At 52.4% G+C, this 16,881-nt stretch carries 10 protein-coding genes and 1 tRNA gene; all 11 read left to right on the top strand.

Annotated elements, in window-relative coordinates; translation table 11 throughout:
- Positions 1-97: 97 nt before the first annotated feature.
- The 11 genes from HS100_17300 (at position 98) to HS100_17250 (ending at position 16,880) form a co-directional block, all read left to right on the top strand.
- Positions 98-1,141 (top strand): polyprenyl synthetase family protein, encoded by a 1,044-nt coding sequence (locus HS100_17300; protein MBE7435675.1) that lies wholly within the window; start codon positions 98-100, stop codon positions 1,139-1,141.
- A gap of 79 nt (positions 1,142-1,220) precedes the next feature.
- Positions 1,221-1,292: transfer RNA gene (locus HS100_17295), tRNA-Gly, on the top strand.
- A gap of 135 nt (positions 1,293-1,427) precedes the next feature.
- Positions 1,428-1,820: a response regulator gene (locus HS100_17290; GenBank protein ID MBE7435674.1), complete on the top strand. Its 393-nt coding sequence runs from the start codon at positions 1,428-1,430 to the stop codon at positions 1,818-1,820.
- Positions 1,813-2,271, top strand: a complete 459-nt coding sequence (locus HS100_17285) for a response regulator (protein ID MBE7435673.1) — start codon at positions 1,813-1,815, stop codon at positions 2,269-2,271. The genes HS100_17290 and HS100_17285 overlap by 8 nt, the downstream gene beginning before the upstream one ends.
- Before the next feature lie 20 nt (positions 2,272-2,291).
- On the top strand, positions 2,292-6,176 hold the full coding sequence (locus HS100_17280; GenBank protein ID MBE7435672.1) for a GAF domain-containing protein: 3,885 nt from the start codon (positions 2,292-2,294) through the stop codon (positions 6,174-6,176).
- The gene (locus tag HS100_17275; protein ID MBE7435671.1) at positions 6,176-7,759 is read left to right on the top strand and encodes a GAF domain-containing protein; all 1,584 of its coding nucleotides are present in this window, start codon (positions 6,176-6,178) and stop codon (positions 7,757-7,759) included. The genes HS100_17280 and HS100_17275 overlap by 1 nt, the downstream gene beginning before the upstream one ends.
- Positions 7,752-9,401, top strand: a complete 1,650-nt coding sequence (locus tag HS100_17270) for a GAF domain-containing protein (GenBank protein MBE7435670.1) — start codon at positions 7,752-7,754, stop codon at positions 9,399-9,401. Before HS100_17275 ends, HS100_17270 begins: the two co-directional genes overlap by 8 nt.
- Positions 9,402-9,413: 12 nt before the next feature.
- Positions 9,414-11,111 (top strand): GAF domain-containing protein, encoded by a 1,698-nt coding sequence (locus HS100_17265; protein ID MBE7435669.1) that lies wholly within the window; start codon positions 9,414-9,416, stop codon positions 11,109-11,111.
- Positions 11,112-11,132: 21 nt separating this feature from the next.
- On the top strand, positions 11,133-12,848 hold the full coding sequence (locus HS100_17260; protein ID MBE7435668.1) for a GAF domain-containing protein: 1,716 nt from the start codon (positions 11,133-11,135) through the stop codon (positions 12,846-12,848).
- On the top strand, positions 12,845-15,175 hold the full coding sequence (locus tag HS100_17255; GenBank protein ID MBE7435667.1) for a GAF domain-containing protein: 2,331 nt from the start codon (positions 12,845-12,847) through the stop codon (positions 15,173-15,175). Before HS100_17260 ends, HS100_17255 begins: the two co-directional genes overlap by 4 nt.
- Positions 15,168-16,880 (top strand): GAF domain-containing protein, encoded by a 1,713-nt coding sequence (locus HS100_17250; GenBank protein MBE7435666.1) that lies wholly within the window; start codon positions 15,168-15,170, stop codon positions 16,878-16,880. Before HS100_17255 ends, HS100_17250 begins: the two co-directional genes overlap by 8 nt.
- The last annotated feature ends 1 nt before the right edge of the window (position 16,881 follow it).

Genomic DNA, 16,881 nt, shown 5'->3' with positions numbered 1-16,881 from the left:
TACCTCCGGTTTCGCCAGGTTCGGATAAAATCATCCGGAAGACCCGAATGCAATTTCATCCCCTTCCCCACCGGGAACTGACAAAAGGAAGCCATCCATGACCGAAACACTGCAACAAACGATGCTGGATGCCATCGAGACCGAACTAAAAAAACAAGTTGGCAGGCTTGCACAGGCGCGAACGCAAGATTTCCATGAAATGCTGACCTATCACATGGGTTGGTCGGGCGAAGGGGCTGGTCCACAGGCGGCCGGGAAGCGTGTGCGCCCGCTGTTACTTTTGCTGTCTGTTGCCTCTTTTGGTGATAGAAAAGGTGGTGATATAAGAAAGGAAACAGCGAATTGGCTACACGCAGTACCAGCATCCGCTTCAGCTGAACTGGTACACAACTTTTCACTCGTCCACGACGATATCCAGGATAACTCAGAACTTCGGCGCGGCAGGAAAACCGCCTGGGTTAAGTGGGGTGCGCCAATGGCGATAAACGTCGGCGACGCTTTATTTGTGATCGCGAATCAATCCATCCTGGACCTGCGAACCCATTATCCGCATGAGATGGTCGTGCGCGCGGCGGAGATCCTTGGTGAATGTTGTCTTCAACTCACCCAGGGTCAATTCCTGGATATGTCATATGAAGAACGCGCCGACCTGACGATGCAGGATTATTGGCCCATGGTCGGAGGAAAGACCTCTGCCCTGCTCGCCGCATGCACCCAGATCGGCGCCCTTCTTGGCTATGCGCAAGACAGTCAGGTGGAAGATTTTCGCCTCTTTGGGCATCACCTTGGGTTGGCATTCCAGGTCCAGGATGACATCCTCGGAATTTGGGGCGACGAAGCTCTCACCGGCAAATCGGCAGCCAGCGATCTGGTGGAAGGAAAGAATTCGCTTCCCGTCCTGTTCGGTCTGGAGAAGAACCAGGAATTCGCAAAACGCTGGCAGCGGGGATCCGTTCTACAAAGCGAAGTGATGGAGATCGCCTCCTTATTGGAGAAGGAAGGCGCGAGAGCGTATGCAGAAAGGATTTCCGAAGATGAAACAAAGCTGGCGCTTCGTCATCTTGAACGGGCACAACCCAGGGGGGAAGCCGCTGAAGCGCTGCTCGGGTTGGCGAACATGCTTCTGAAACGCAAACAATGACCGGGTCCGGCACGGGGCGGCGCCATCCCAGGCTTGACATCGCTTTTTGGCGTGCCGTATAATCCCACCGTTCGTTCGCGCGGGTGTAGTTCAGTGGTAGAACGCTTGCTTCCCAAGCAAGATATCGTGGGTTCGAGTCCCATCACCCGCTCTGAAGCCGAGGAATTCCATTCCCGGCTTTTTTGTTATGCTATACTTATTTGTAAGTTTCCTTGCAAGTTGTAAGGTAGCTGTCATGGACATGCCCCCGCATTAAAGTAAAATTCCACGTGGAGAAAAATGAGAAATGCCGAATGAAGGCAAAGGTACCATTTTGTACGTGGAAGATAATCTCGATAATCGCAACCTGATCCGCAGAGTCTTGAATGCAGAAGGCTATGCGGTCGTTGAGGCGGCGCACGCGGAACACGCCATCCGTAAACTCGAACAGGAAAATATCGACTTGATCCTTATGGACATCAATATGCCCGACATGGACGGCTATACGTTGACAGCAAAGATCAAGCAAATGGATAGGTACGCCGAGATTCCGATCTTGGCTGTTACAGCGAATGTGATGCGCGGCGACCGGGAGAAGTCGCTTGAGGCGGGTTGCGACGGGTATATTCAAAAGCCCATCGACATCGACAACCTGGCCCAGCAGATCGAACGCTTTCTCATAAGGAGAACCAATGGCTGATCAAGACCAATCCCCAGCTATATCCGATACTCAACCGATACGAAAACCGTCCATCCCAAAGGATGCCGCGGTTTTGGTGGTGGAGGATAATGTGTCGAACTTCGTCCTGATCGCCAGAATGCTTGGGTATCTTGGCATCCATTGTGAATGGAAAACTTCGGGGTATGAGGTCGTCGAGTATGCCGACACCCTCCCCCGACTGGATTTGATCCTGATGGATATCCGCCTGCCGTATGAGGACGGCTATGGAGCGCTCAAAAAGATTCGCGCTTCGGATCGGTTCAAATCCGTGCCGATTATTGCAGTCACAGCCGAAGCCAGCCAGGAACAAATGAAGAAGGCAAAGGATTCAGGATTCGATGGCTTTTTAGGTAAACCTCTGGACCCGGATCGATTCCCCGACCAAATCCGCCGGATTTTAAATGGAGAACCTGTCTGGGAATTTAGTTAGTCTTATCGAAAAACCCCCGAATGACAATCCCTGCGGCGCCAACCCCTTATGAGACCACAAAACGAAGGATCAAGGGCAGCCTTACTGGCACCATCGTCAGAACGCTCTTGATCTTTACATTTATTCCGCTTGCCTTGATGGCGGGGACAGCCTACTTGCGGGCGCGAGCGCTTTTACGCGAGCAGGCAAACACACAGCTGGAAAGCCTTCTTGCCAACCAGGTCGATGTAGTGAAAAGGAATATATCAGCCAGGGAGGCTAAGTTACGGGAACAATTCGAGGGGGAACATGCGGCCGTGCTGATCGAAACCGCATTGCACGCGAACCCGCAAAGCGATCAATTCGACTCGATCCGCAGGGAATTTTTTAGCCTCATTCCAAATGTCACACAGGGCGAAAGGTACAGGTTCGATGAATACCTGTTAATTGATCCGGACGGCAACGTTATCCTTGCCACGAACGAAGAATGGCAGGGAAAATCCCTTGACCCATCATTGTTCGAATTCGACGAAAGTGGCACGACGCTGCTCCACGGCTTATCGCCTGTTGCGGAGAATGAACCGATCCTCATTACAGCGATCAAATACAAAACCGCGCGCGGGAGTTCGATCCTTGGTGTGATCGTCGGGATGACGAAAGAAGTCGGGATAAGGGATTTGCTCCAACCATTGAACGGTTTGGCTCCATACGCCAATTCGTATATTGCCTTTTCGGATCGGCAGGTCTTTACCTTCGAAGAGGAGACGGGCAAATTTTCTCCCATGTCCTTGACCCCCGATTCGGAGGAATTTCTCCAGACACAATTGGAGGAAGCCAGGCAAAACGAATTCGGTTCACCGATCCCGATAGAGTTGAATTTCGTCTCTGGCAGGAGCGTGATCGCACAACTGCAATGGCTGCCTTCCATACAAAGCGGTGTAGTCCTGGCTGTCGACTCGCAAACCATCTTTGAGCATGTGGACAGTCTTGCACCCTTCACTCTCCTGCTGGTTGCAGGGACCATCGGCGCGCTGGGGCTCGTCCTTTATTATGGGACGAAACGCTTGATTAAACCCATTCAATCTCTTTCCGAGATTACCCGTAAATTTGCTGAAGGAGATCGCGGTCAGAGGGCGGAAATTACCGGTCCGGGCGACGAGATTGCCCAGCTTTCACAATCGTTCAATTATCTTGCGGATCAGATCGAAGACCACTACAGATTCCTGGAAAGGGGGGTCGAGGAACGCACGCTCCAAATTCGAACAGCTGCCGAAGTGGCCCAGAATGTGACTGCGATACCCGATCTCGACCAGATGCTCCACAAGACCACAGAACTCCTCGTCAAGCAATTCGGTTTCTATCAGGCAACCATTTTTCTGAAGGATAGAAGCGGTAAAAATCTCGAATTCAAGAGCGGATACGGCTCAGCGTCCCGTGAACTTTCTGAACGAAACTACACACTTCCCATCGGATCAGAATCGATTGTTGGCTGGGTCGCCGCGAACAACCAGCCGCGGATTGCCTCAGACGTGACAGAAGACCCGCTTCATCTTAAGAATGAGCTCCTCCCTGAAACACGATCCGAGGCGTGTGTGCCTATTCTGCTTGGAGATCAGGTGTTGGGAGTTCTCGACGTTCAGAGCACACAACCCGCCATATTCAGCCAGGATTCCATCATCATGCTGAAGACTCTGGCCAGTCAGATCGCGGCTGCCATTCAAACCACCAGGCTGATCGAATCCAGCCAGATCAATTTCCAGGAACTGGACCGCCTCTACCGCTCCAGCCGGTTAATCGCCGAAGCCGACAACAAAACCGAGGTCCTTCAAATGGGCGGTCTGATTTTGAGGAACTCCCCCATTCCAGTCATTCTCTTCCGTGCGGCAGATAACCATCTAAAGGCGCTTTCAGTTTCTGAAATGATCCAATCTGATGTGCCAGCTGCATGGATGGGCGCCGGCATAAGGATCAGCAAACAGGATATGGAATCCTTCTTAGCCCGGGGCTCGGTGACCGTATCAGGCATGAGCGCGGATCTGCCAAATGGACTTAAGGAAATCGTGCGAACACTTGGACTATTAAATTGCGTCTTCCTGCCCGTTAAAGGAAGGGAATCGCTTGAGGCCGTGCTCTTGATCGGTTCGCGACAGCAAAGCCCCCTAAGTGCTGCCATACAACCGTATGAAAATCTTACAGATCTCATGTCGGTGGCGATTCAACGCGCAAATGCGATCGAAGAAACAGAACGACATCTGAAGGAGGTCGAATCGCTTGTTTCCATCAACGAATTGAGCGCTTCGATCGCGGACATCCAGGGATTTTTTCACGGTTTGCTCGTCAAGGTTCAACAGATCATCGGCGATTACAACTTGATCGTGGCGATCTATGATAGGAACGCAGACTTCATACGCATTCCGTTTTCCTACGAAAACAGAAAGGTCATTTCAATACCACCCTTCCCGCTTGGAGAGGGGTTGACCTCCATTTTGATCCGGACCCGCCAGCCGCTTTTATTGGTAAAAGATACGGAACGAAAGGCAGCCGAACTCGGGGCAAAAGTGACCGGCAAACCTGCAAAATCATGGATGGGCGCCCCGCTGCTCGTCCAGGGCGAACCGATCGGCGCACTCATCATCCAGGACCTGGACCGGGAGGAAGCCTTCGACGATAACGACCTGAGATTTTTTACAACAGTGGCAAATCAAGTCGCAGGCGTCATCAAGAACGCTGAATTGCTCGAAGAAAGCAACAGAAAAGCGCTTCAGATCGAAACAGCGGCTGAGATCGCCCGCGACATCAGCGGTTCCCTCAACCTCGACGAATTGTTATCCAAAGCCGTTCAATTGATTCGTGAGCGATTCGATTTTTATCATGCGGCTGTGTTTCTCCTCGACCTCCCAGGCGAATTCGCCCTTGTTCGCGAAGCGACCGGGGATGCAGGCGCACAAATGAAAAGACAGGGTTACAAGATCGGTGTCGGGTCGAAATCCATCGTTGGCTATGTTACAGGGAAGGGCGAATTACTCGTTGTAAACGACACAACGAAGGATATGACCTATTTCCCGAATCCGCTTCTTCCTGAAACTCGGGCTGAAGCGGCCATTCCGTTGAGGATCGGCGACCGGATCCTTGGCGCGCTCGATGTTCAAAGCAGGATTCCCTTTGCCTTCCAGGAGGACAACCTTCGGAGTTTGCATATCCTTGCCGATCAACTTGCAATCGCTGTGGAAAATTCGGAACTCTTTGCCGAAACCCAGGAGCATTTGTCTCAGCACCGTCTCCTCCACCACATCACCTCTTCCGCCGCATCAGGCACAACTCTCGAAGAGGCGCTCGAAAGCGCAGTGGGCGGTCTCCAGGTGACGCTCGGCGGGGATCGTGTGATGATCCTCCTCCTCGACAGGGAAAAACAATATCTTGAAGTCAAGGCTTCAATTGGCTACGCGGAGGACATCAGCAACATGAAGGTCGAGATGGGCTCGGGTGTCACAGGCTGGGTGGCGGCACACAGACGGGCTTTGCGCCTTCGCGATGTGAGGGAAGATCCCCGCTATATGCAAATCAGCGCAAATACCAGATCTGAAATGGCAATCCCTTTAATTTACAGGAATGAAGTACTCGGCGTGATCAACGTCGAGAGCGAACAAACAGACGCCTACTCCGAAAACGACGAAGAAATGCTTGGGACGCTCGGCGGAAGCCTTGCCGCGGTGATCGCGAATGCCCGGTTGGTGGAGCAGATACGGGCGCAGTCGGAGCGCGAACGATTGATCAACGAAATCACCGACAGAATCCGCCGCTCCACCGATATCCAGTCAATTCTCCACACAACAGCTAGTGAGATAAGCCGGGCAACCGGCGCCCGTTACACAAAGATCAATGTCGTTCCGAAAAACGGGGAGAGCCGGGAAGAAGGGATTCACTAATGGTCCAGGTTAATCCAGATAATACTTCTTCGGTCAAAACGACGGAGTGGGTATACAGGTCCTGGCGAGAACGATTCGTTCTTCCGCTGCTTGTGGGAGTTCTGATCTTCGGCACTGTCGCCCTTATTCCAGCCATCAGAGCCGCGGAGAGCCCGCTGATCGATGGGATCTTTATTACAACCTATATCATGGTTGTGATCGCCACGGCATTCAAGTTTCCGTACATAATAAGGATTTCCACATTTCTGTTTGGTGTTTATATTCTCGGTATCGCTGAATTGATCAGCCTCGGTATCCTGGGCGACAGCCTGTTCTTTTTCCTTGGGCTTGTGGTCTTTGCGACAATGCTCCTCTCCCCCCGCGCCGGGACCATTGCCATTGCTGTAGGAATCATTACCCTTGGTATCATGGGGTTTCTATGGATGGGAGGACGATTCGAGACCCTGAATCCAGGCGCAACACCCGCCAAATTGGAAGATTGGATCAGCGCAGGCGCGGCATTAATGATGTTCGGCGTGATCATTGTCTACAGCTTCCGCCAGTTGGAAAGTGAATTTTCCGACGCGCAATCCAGGATCTCACAAACGCTTGGCGCTTTGCGTGAGGAAAGGAATAATCTCGAAAACCGTGTTACGGAACGAACCATGCAACTCCGCCGGATCAACGAGGTCGAACGGGCGGTCGCCACAATTCTCGACATCGATGAGATCCTGCCCCTCACGGCAAAATACATCCAGAATGAATTTGAATTTTATTGCACAGTCGTTTATCTGCTTGATCCCTCCAGGCAATGGGTGGAGATGAGGGAGGTGGTGGGCGAAGCGGGCAAGATGATAAAGGAAAAGAAACAACGTTTCAGCGTGAACGGTCGAAGCCTGATTGGGCAGGTGATCCGCTCGAAAACCGGTTTGATTCTGCTTGATAGCGGCCAGATCCGGCAGGAATATCCTTTATTCTTCCCCTACACCCGTTCCTTGATCCTGGTTCCTCTTGTCGTCGGGGATAACGTCCTCGGTGCGCTTGAAATGCACTCATCAAAAGAATCCGGATTTTTCCCCCAAGACCTCGATGCTTTCCAGAATATGGCGAACGGGATTTCCGTTTCTATCGAAAACGCGCGCCTCTACCAGGAAGCCCAGCAAAGCATCATGGAAATGCAGGCGACTCAGCGGCAGTATCTTGAAGGGATGTGGAACTCGCTCGCCAGCGAACGAAACCTGAATTATGCCCTCGGCGACACGGAACAACCGGATGCCAACTCACTTAAGATTCCGCTTGCGCTGAGAAACCAGATCATTGGCGAGATCATCACGTCGAGTGAAAGCGAATGGACAGCCGAGCAAAAGAACCTGATCGAATCAATCGCGGCGCAAGCCACACTCGCTCTGGAGAACGCCCGGCTTGTCGAGGAAAGCCAGTTCACTGCCGCGCAGGAAAAGCTTACCAATGAAATCATAGCACGACTATGGGCTGCGCCGAACATGGACTCAATCCTGCAGACGGTCGTCCGGGAACTAGGACGCAACCTGGAAGCCTCTGAAGTGGAAATTGAAGTTTCGATGGAAGGCATGGGCAATGAGTAGCGAAGCGACGAAACAGGCCTTCGATCTATCAGAATGGAGGGAACGTTTCATCCGTTCCGTTCTTCGTATTGCTTCCGTCCTTGGGGTCATCCTGATATCGGTGTCCTTCCCGACGACAAGCGTCAAGGACCGGATTCTGTTCTTGATTCTTTACACGATATTGATCGTCATTACGATTCTACAAACCCCCTATTTGGTACGGGCTTATTTGCTGCTATTCATCTCCGGGATTATCGGTTTGAATGCGATCCTTGCCTGGGGACCCTGGGCAGACGGAAACATCTTTCTCCTTGCGACAGTCATACTCGCCTCCCTGCTCCTGGATAACAAGACCGATCTTGCCATACTTTCCGCCTCGATGTTGATGATCGCTTCACTCGGATTATTGACGGTGACAGGGATTTACCGCCTCCCTGCGGATGGAGTACCTGCAACTACATTTGCAGGTTGGGGCGTCTATCTAGCAGATTTTGCCGTGATCGGAATTCTCCTCGTCGCTGCGGCAAATATGCTTAAAAACGCTTTCGCAGGAAGCGTCAGTCAAATGCAAGCCGCCAACCAGTCGCTTGCAACCGAGAGACAGAGTCTCGAGGAAACGGTTCGGGAGCGCACATCAGAACTTGAGATGCACGCCTTTCAACTGCGGGCGGCCACAAGCACAGCGCGCTCCATCGCGGAGACTCAGGACATCTCGGAGTTACTGAAGAAGGCCGCCTATTTGATTTCAGAACGATTCGAATACTATCATGTGGGCGTATTCATCCTGGATAACCTACGGAATACGGCATATTTACAGGCATCTTCATCGGAAGCCGGCAAAGCCTTGATGGGACAGGCATACCGGGTCGATACAGATCGGAGACATCCGCTTGCGCGAGCGATCGAGATGAAAGAGGCTTGCATCATCTCCGACCACGATAGACCGCATTTTTACCAGGATGCACACTTTCCATTGACCCGGTCACGCATGACAATACCACTATCTGTCCGCGGGTCGTTGATCGGCATCCTCGATGTCCATTCGGATCAGCCGCATGCATTTTCACCGGAAGACGCAGAAATACTCCAGACCCTGGCAGATCTTACTGCGATATCGTTCGATAATGTCCGCCTCCTGGAGGAAACCCGGAGCCTGCTTTCCCAAGTGGAAGCGGGATCAACGTATCAAACACGGACAACCTGGTCGAAATTCACGAGCCGCCAAAAGAACGCATATCTATATACACCCGCCGGGGTTCGTCCAATCTTTGCCCGGGATAAAACCGGCAGAGAGAACGATGGACTCCTTATCCCAATCGTGCTTCACGGCCAGGCGATCGGACAAATCAAATTGAAAAGGAAAGGGTCATCGAACAAATGGCTGGATCGCGAGCGTGACCTTGTAGGAAAGATCGCAAACCAGGTTGCGCTTGCCCTCGATAACAGCAGACTGGTTGACGAAGCGCAAAAGAATGCCTTAAGAAATCAAATGATCACAAACTTCTCCACATTCGTTCGCGAGACCCTCGATGTGGAGGCGGTCGCTCGTAGTGCGGCATCTGAATTGAGAAAGGTCTTCGATTTGAAAGAAGCCGAAATATTGATCGGTTTCGCTCATTCGGGTTCGCCCACGGCAGGCTCGAACCGCGCGTCGAAATCGTAGCAAGGTCAATATATGGACCATCAAGGCTCTTACGAAATTACATATACAGCCTGGCGTTCCGCGTTCTTACGAGGGACGTTGATCGCTGCATGTATCCTGGGCCTGGCGGCGTTGATTCCCTCCCTGATTGCCAACGCACCTCTTTACCAAGCCATCTATACAGTCCTGTATCTGATCGTCCTGGCGATCACTTTGTTACCGGTGAGCGATAATTTCAAAGCGGGCATACTGGTCGCCATTCTTTATGCGGTCGCCATTGTGGGCATCACGGAAACAGGCATTCGCGGGGACGGACGTCTTTTCATGCTCGGCGCAATCATCATGGCATCTTTGTTGTTTTCCTGGCGAATAGGGTGGGTCGTTTTTTGGCTTGGGGTCGTTACGTATCTGGCGATGGGCTGGCTGATCCTGAACGGCTTAATTGTCACGACCAGCAAAACCGTCGATTCTGGGACGCTTGAAGTCTGGGTCTCAAATTCGGCGTCCATGCTGATGCTTTCGATTCTGGTCATCAATGGAATCCGACTGACCCAGACGGAGTTTGAAAATTCCAAAAATCGTGCGCAATCCTATTTCAATGAACTGACTACAGAACGCCGGAATCTGGAAGAGCGTATTCAGGAACGCACCGGCATTCTTGACAAACGTACCGCCCAGTTACAGGCCGTGGCGGAAGTCGGCAAATCCATCGCCTCTTACCGGAACCTGTCTGAACTCCTGCAAAGGGCCGCGCAGCTTATCTCCGACAAATTTGGCTTTTATCACATCGGGATCTTCCTCCTGGATGACCGAAAAGAGTTTGCCATCCTTGTCGCGTCGAACAGCGAAGGCGGAAAACGAATGCTTGAGAAACGGCATGCCCTGAAAGTCGGCGAAACCGGCATTGTTGGATATGTTGCAGAGAACCTCAGGGCGCGCATTGCGCTTGACGTGGGAACGGATGCCGTTTTCTTCAACAACCCCGACCTGCCAAATACCCGTTCAGAGATGGCGCTTCCCCTGGTGGCGAGCGGACAGATATTGGGAGTCCTCGATGTTCAGAGCACGGAGTCCCGGGCGTTTGTAGACGACGATATCGCCACGTTACAAATCCTCGCAGACCAACTTGCCGTCGCAATTCAAAATACGAATCTATTCAGCGAAACGGAACAGGCGCTCGAAAGCGCGCGTTCGTCCTACGGTCAGGTTAGCCGCGAGGCTTGGAGCAAGATCCTGAGGAACCAGGCGCGGATCAACTTCCTTGCCACCACACCCGCAACGGTAAAAATCCAGGATGACCTTGTCGAAAGCGCCATTTCGAAAGCCATCGAGACCGGCGACTTAATCCTTGGCGAAGACGGTTTGACGATCAGTGTGCCAATCAAGATTCGCGGACAGGTGATCGGCGCGATCCGATTAAAGAAACCGGAGATAGCCGAAGCCTGGACCCAGGACGAGACCAATCTCGCCATTTCATTGACGGATCAGTTGAGCGGCGCACTCGAAAGCGCAAGGCTATATCGCGAATCACAGCAACGCGCAGCACGCGAATCGCTGGTTTCTGATATCTCCGCCCGGATCAGCGCTTCGGCCACCCGCGATTCCATCATCCGCGAGACGGTTCAGGAACTCGGGCAGGCGTTAGGTGATGCTTCGGTATCGTTCCAACTAATAAAACGATCCAATGGCAGGCAACATCCGGAGGATTCAAGTCATGGTGCTGTTCCATGAAGGAACTAAGATAGAACACCGATGAGATATCCAAGATTATTCGACTTTTTATTGAGGGACCGTCCCGGGGATGCGACTGGCAGGCGCGCGGAACTGACTCTCACGCTGACCCTCGGCTTCCTGGTAACAGGTTTATGGGCGTTTATCTATCGGCACCCTGTTGTGGTTGTTATTTCGGTTCTGACAAGCCTTACCGCGCTCCTCAGCCTTGTCCAAACCATACGCGGAAAATCGAATTTTCCGTTCATCTTTCCAACCATGGTGATGGTGGATGTGATTGCCATATCCTTGCTCGATGGATATGGCTTGCATGATTTGATCTGGATGAGCGGATTGGGCGTATTTCTGCTGGTAAATATCTACAGCGTAAATAATCGCAATCCGATACCATTGTTATTTGGGCTTATCATCATCATACCTTTCATCACCATAGGCCTGCTCGAAATGAACGGCTTTCTGCCGAATCCCTATGGCACGGACATTCGATACTTCGTTTTGAGTTCATCCCTGCTGCTTGGCGTCATGGGTGCCATCACTGCGATATTTCACAGACACCGGACCCTCCTTCGAATCGAAAGTCGGATAAGGGAGGAACAGGAACATTCGCGCGAGAATCTTGAACTTGTCAACCGCACCCTTGAAGAGCAGGTCCGCTCGAGGACCGGGGAATTAAACAGCCTGAATGAACAATTATTGGCGAAAACTGCAAGGCTGCAGGCTGCTGCTGAGATTTCTCAAGCGCTCCTCGGAAATCCCTATGAGGTGATGGACGATCTTCTGGTGCGCGCCACAAGGTTGATCAGTGAGAAGCTCGGGTATTATCACGCTGGAATATTCCTCCTGGGCGCAGATCGAAAGTATGCTGTTTTGCGGGCCGCGAACAGCAAAGGCGGACAGGAAATGCTCGCAAAAGGCCACCAGCTAAAGGTCGGTGGGACCGGGATCGTGGGTTATGTCTCACAGAGCGGCATTCCGCGCATCGTCAGAGATACAGGCGCGGATGCAATTTTCTTTAATAATCCATATCTTCCTGAAACCCGCTCTGAAATATCGCTTCCCATAAAATATGGAAACACAACGATCGGTGTCCTTGACGTTCAAAGCACACAGTCCTCGGCCTTCAGCGACGAGGATGCAATTACGTTGACCACGATCGCCAACCAACTCGCCTTGATCCTGAGACTGCGGGAGGAATCAGACATGGCCGCAACACCGGAGATTTCGCGCCGTATCCGGTCTCTTGAGAGGCCTCGAAAAGATGTCGCATACTCCTTCACGATCGACGGCGGCATCGGTGAATCCGGGGCCATACCCTCAAACCCCTATCTGGATAGAGCGGTTGCCTCAGGTGAGACGGTTGCAGTGGGTAAATCCTTAGACGGAAACAATCCTCAATTGATCGTTCCGGTTCGGATTCGCGATCAGGTGGTCGGCGTCATCCATATCGAGTCGGTAAACGAAAACCGGAATTGGACGGAGGAAGAGATCCTGCTGGTGCAGGCGGTTTCTGAACGTGCCGCCCTATCGCTTGAAAATTCGGGGTTGTTCGAAGAAGCCACCCGGCGCGCTGAACAGGAAGAGATGATTTCCAGGATCACGAACCAGATCGGTTCATCCACCGATTTCGAACGCATAATGCAGACGACTATTCAGGAATTAGGGCTGGCTCTTCAAGCCTCCCGATCGTTCATCCAGATTGGAACCGGCACTCCGACAAACGGAGGAGGGGCGGAATGAACAACATGGAGCGCATCCCCTCCCCCTCAGACCTGGTGACAGCGAACGTGAGCCCACCCACCCGGAGGATAAATCTCGGAATAAAACTCCCGGGGGCTGTCATCATCCTTATGCTTGCAGCCCTGACCATTTATACATATCTTAGTATTCGATTTTCCCAACAGGCGCTGGTCGATACGCTTAGAGAGGAGTTAACAAGCGAGTCGCTCACACAGGTGGAACTCATCCAGTCAAAGTTATTGGTTGCGCGGGCTGTGGCGCTGGAATTGGCTGCCTTTGCCGAATCCGAAACCATCGAAGAGGCTCAGTTGATCCGGATGCTGCGGACCACGCTGGCGCGAAACGAAGACGTCTTTGGTTCGACCATTGCCTACGAACCGGATCAATTCATACCAGGAGTCACCTTTTACGCTCCGTATTTCAACCGCCAACCGGACGATACTCTTGTTTTCTCCGATCTTGGCACGCCGGAAAACAATTACTTCAACAGGGGATGGTACACGATTCCAAAGAAAAACCTGACCACGGTCATTTCGCCGCCTTACTTCAATTACGGGGGTGGCGAGATCTGGATGGTGACATGGAGCGCGCCTTTTTTCAATGAGAATGGCGGTTTCAAAGGTGTTGCCACGGCGGATATTGCATTCGCGCAAACACAAGAGACCGTAAACTCCATTGAGGTTGGCAGACAAGGATATGCATTTCTTATCGATTCGAACGGCATCATTTTAGGGATCGGTTCGAACGGCGGCGAGTACAAAACCATGTCCGATTCGATGATCATCGCCGCTTTTTCTGAAAAGACCAGGGGCTGGATCGAGCTTATTACGCAAATGCGGTCGGGAAACTCAGGCTTCCTAGAGGCAACTGACCCGCGCGGCGAACGAATGTTGGTCGCCTTTGCGCCGATCGGTCTGGAGACAGGCTGGTCTCTTGCGCTTGCCTACTCTAGAAGCGAATTGGTGTCGAGCACAACGCAACTGAGAAACACCCTGATCGGGTACACTTTCGTCGTCGTTCTATTTTTCGGGATCCTCCTGTTTTTATTTACAAGGACCATCACTGAACCGTTACAAAAGCTCAGGGACTTTGCAAACCGGGTTGCTGGCGGTGAGTATGAGGCGGAAGATCGGATCAAGATCCAGACTCGGGACGAATTGGAAGATCTCGGAAATGCCTTCAACCAAATGTCTGCCAATCTAAAGCAGGCTTTCGGGACTCTTGAAGAGAGCGTCGAGACCAGAACAAAAGACCTCTCACGGCTTGCGAATGAGTTACGGACAATCGCAGAGGTCACCCGCGAACTATCCGTTATTCGCGATCAGGGTACGCTTCTAAACGTATCAGCAAATCTTATTCGGGAACGGCTGGAGTACTACCATGTGGGAATTTTTCTGGTGGACGACAAGGGTGAATATGCCATCCTGCGAGCCGCAAGCAGTGTGGCGGCGGAACAAATGCTGGCACGCAATCATAAATTGAAAGTCGGCGAAGCGGGGTTGGTGGGTACGGTTACCCGCACCGGCCAGGCGTATATCGCACAGGATGTCGATCTGGACTCCACCCACATGGATAATCCGTACCTCCCCGATACCCGATCAGAGATTACACTTCCGCTTCGCAGCTACAACGTGACCATCGGCGCGTTGGACATCCAATCCACCTCTCGCAAGGCCTTTGCTGAAAGCGATATCCAGACCTTGCAGATTCTGGCTGACCAGTTGGCGGCTGCCATCGAAAACTCTCTGCTCGTGCAACGTCTCGAAAATGCATTATCCGAACTCTCGAAATCAACCCGAAATCAGACTCGCGAGGTCTGGCAATCCTTCCTGGATGGCATGGGAGCATCGGGCTATGAATATGATGGCTTGCAAATTCGCCCGATTCCAACTGACCTGCCGCCTGATGTTTCCGATTTGCTGCACAAGGGCAGCCCGGTCGTTTTGAACTCAGAGGACGAGGGATCGAAGAACATACTTCTGGTTCCGATAATGATATTTGGGCAGGCCATCGGCGTCATCGGCCTGGAGCAGGATGACCCCTCCAAGGCCTGGGGATCTGAGCAGATCGCGATTGTCCAGGCAGCCGCGAATCGCGCCGCCCTCACATTGGAAAACGCCCGGTTGCTGGAAGTGAGCAACCGTCGCGCTGCAAAGGAGCGAGCCATCCTCGATGCGACAAGTCGAATTGGAGCCGCATACAGCACAGAGAACATTCTCCATACGGCGGCGGAGGAAATCGAAAAGGTGTTGAGCGGGTCTGAGATCGTCATCCAATTTTCGGATGTTCAAGTTCCGGATGCAGAAGGCGGGGAAAGCCATGAATAATTTCCTCCGTGAAGTCTTCGCGCCCCCGTTCTTCGAGGACGGGGAAAAAACCAGAATCGCCGCCTTATTGAACAGCATTCTGTGGGCGATGATCATGATCTGCGCGCTTTACAGCATTTTCGCGTTGATCTCGCTCGGCCAGCCTTTCTCCGCCCTGTTAACGATGGCTCTGGTGATCGCAGGATTTTTCCTCCGTGCGCTGCTTGCGCGCGGATGGATCAAATTTACCTCGATAAGTTTGTTGACGATCATCAACTTGATCTTGATCCTGTCGATCGCAATATCCGGCGGCATTACCGGAGCAAGTTATTTCTCCCTGATCACCACCATCGTCCTTGCAGGATTATTGCTGGGCGGCCGCGGCGCGTTTCTTATGGCGGTAATAAACACCTTGATCGGGCTTGTTTTCCTCTTCTACCAGGATTCTCTCCCCTCCCCCGTCATACCACAAAACCTCATTACATATTTTTCATCACTGGTCGTGTATCTTTTCTTCATCGCAATTCTGCTTCAAGCATCGGCAAACGGCGTATCGAAACTTCTCGAGCGTCTCAACATGACGACGGCGGAACTTACCGCCAAAAACCAGGAAATTCAGATCATTGCCGATACGCTCGAAAGCACAGTCGCAGCGCGCACTTCGGAACTGGATGCGGCAAATCTGCGCAACGACCGCCGCGCGCGTCAGTTCGAGGCGATCACAAAGATTTCCCGGGTCATTACCCAGACTCAAAACCTGGACACGCTTCTTACTCAGGTTACGGAATTGATCAGCGGGCAATTCGGCTACTATCATACAGGCGTCTTTCTTCTGGACTCCAATAATGAATTCGCGGTTCTGATCGCCGCCAACAGCGCAGGCGGAAAAAGGATGCTCCAACGCAACCATAAACTAAAAATTGGCCAGACAGGCATTGTCGGCTATGTGGCGGGAGCCGGACTTCCACGGATTGCGCTAGACACAGGCGCGGATGCGATCTATTTCAATAATCCCGACCTGCCGGAAACCCGTTCGGAGATGGCTCTTCCTCTGATACGAAAAGGGAACGAGATCATCGGCGTCCTCGATGTGCAAAGCCGCGAGCCGAACGCGTTCAGCCAGGAGGATGTCCGCATATTATCCACCCTTGCCGACCAGGTGGCTGTTGCCATCGAAAATTCCCGGTTGTTCGAAGTTCAGGAAAGGATTTTGAATGAAGCCCAGGCGATCTACAGCCGAGATCTCCGCGAAAGCTGGCTGCGCTTCACCAAGTCGAAAAATATTGTAGGTGTCCAACGCCGCAACCTCAAAACCAAAACCCTTCCCGAGCCTGTCGACCTTCCGGGCGCGGATGACGCCCTCAGTTCCGGAAGAGTTGTTCAAAAGACCGAGGCGGATGGAGCGTCGTCATTAACGATTCCCATCAAATTACGTGATCAGACGGTGGGCGTCGTTTACGTGAAAGTCGGTAAAGAGCGGGTTTGGTCTGACGACGAGCTCGATATCATCAACGCCATTGTGGAAAGAGCAGCTCTGTCAATCGAAAATGCGCGCCTGCTGGAGGAAAGCAGGCGGACTGCCGAGAGGGAACATATTATCGGCGAGATATCGACGAAGATCAGTGCTGGAACGCAGATCGATGAAATTTTGAAGACCGCTGTCCGGGAACTGGGAAGCCACATTATCGGCGCACAGGTTACAGTCGAGATCGGAGGCGGCGGGTAAT

The organism is Anaerolineales bacterium, assembly GCA_015075725.1.
Classification (GTDB): Bacteria; Chloroflexota; Anaerolineae; order Anaerolineales; family Villigracilaceae; genus Villigracilis.
The sequence above is the reverse complement of the archived record's forward strand: the minus strand, read 5'-3'. Positions and strand labels throughout refer to the sequence as shown.

Excerpts from the sequence above, each read along its gene's own strand:
- HS100_17255 (MBE7435667.1), top strand. The coding sequence starts at position 12,845 with ATGAACAACATGGAGCGCATCCCCTCCCCCTCAGACCTGGTGACAGCG.
- HS100_17250 (MBE7435666.1), top strand. The coding sequence starts at position 15,168 with ATGAATAATTTCCTCCGTGAAGTCTTCGCGCCCCCGTTCTTCGAGGAC.
- HS100_17260 (MBE7435668.1), top strand. The coding sequence starts at position 11,133 with ATGAGATATCCAAGATTATTCGACTTTTTATTGAGGGACCGTCCCGGG.
- HS100_17275 (MBE7435671.1), top strand. The coding sequence starts at position 6,176 with ATGGTCCAGGTTAATCCAGATAATACTTCTTCGGTCAAAACGACGGAG.
- HS100_17265 (MBE7435669.1), top strand. The coding sequence starts at position 9,414 with ATGGACCATCAAGGCTCTTACGAAATTACATATACAGCCTGGCGTTCC.
- HS100_17285 (MBE7435673.1), top strand. The coding sequence starts at position 1,813 with ATGGCTGATCAAGACCAATCCCCAGCTATATCCGATACTCAACCGATA.
- HS100_17270 (MBE7435670.1), top strand. The coding sequence starts at position 7,752 with ATGAGTAGCGAAGCGACGAAACAGGCCTTCGATCTATCAGAATGGAGG.
- HS100_17280 (MBE7435672.1), top strand. The coding sequence starts at position 2,292 with ATGACAATCCCTGCGGCGCCAACCCCTTATGAGACCACAAAACGAAGG.
- HS100_17300 (MBE7435675.1), top strand. The coding sequence starts at position 98 with ATGACCGAAACACTGCAACAAACGATGCTGGATGCCATCGAGACCGAA.
- HS100_17290 (MBE7435674.1), top strand. The coding sequence starts at position 1,428 with ATGCCGAATGAAGGCAAAGGTACCATTTTGTACGTGGAAGATAATCTC.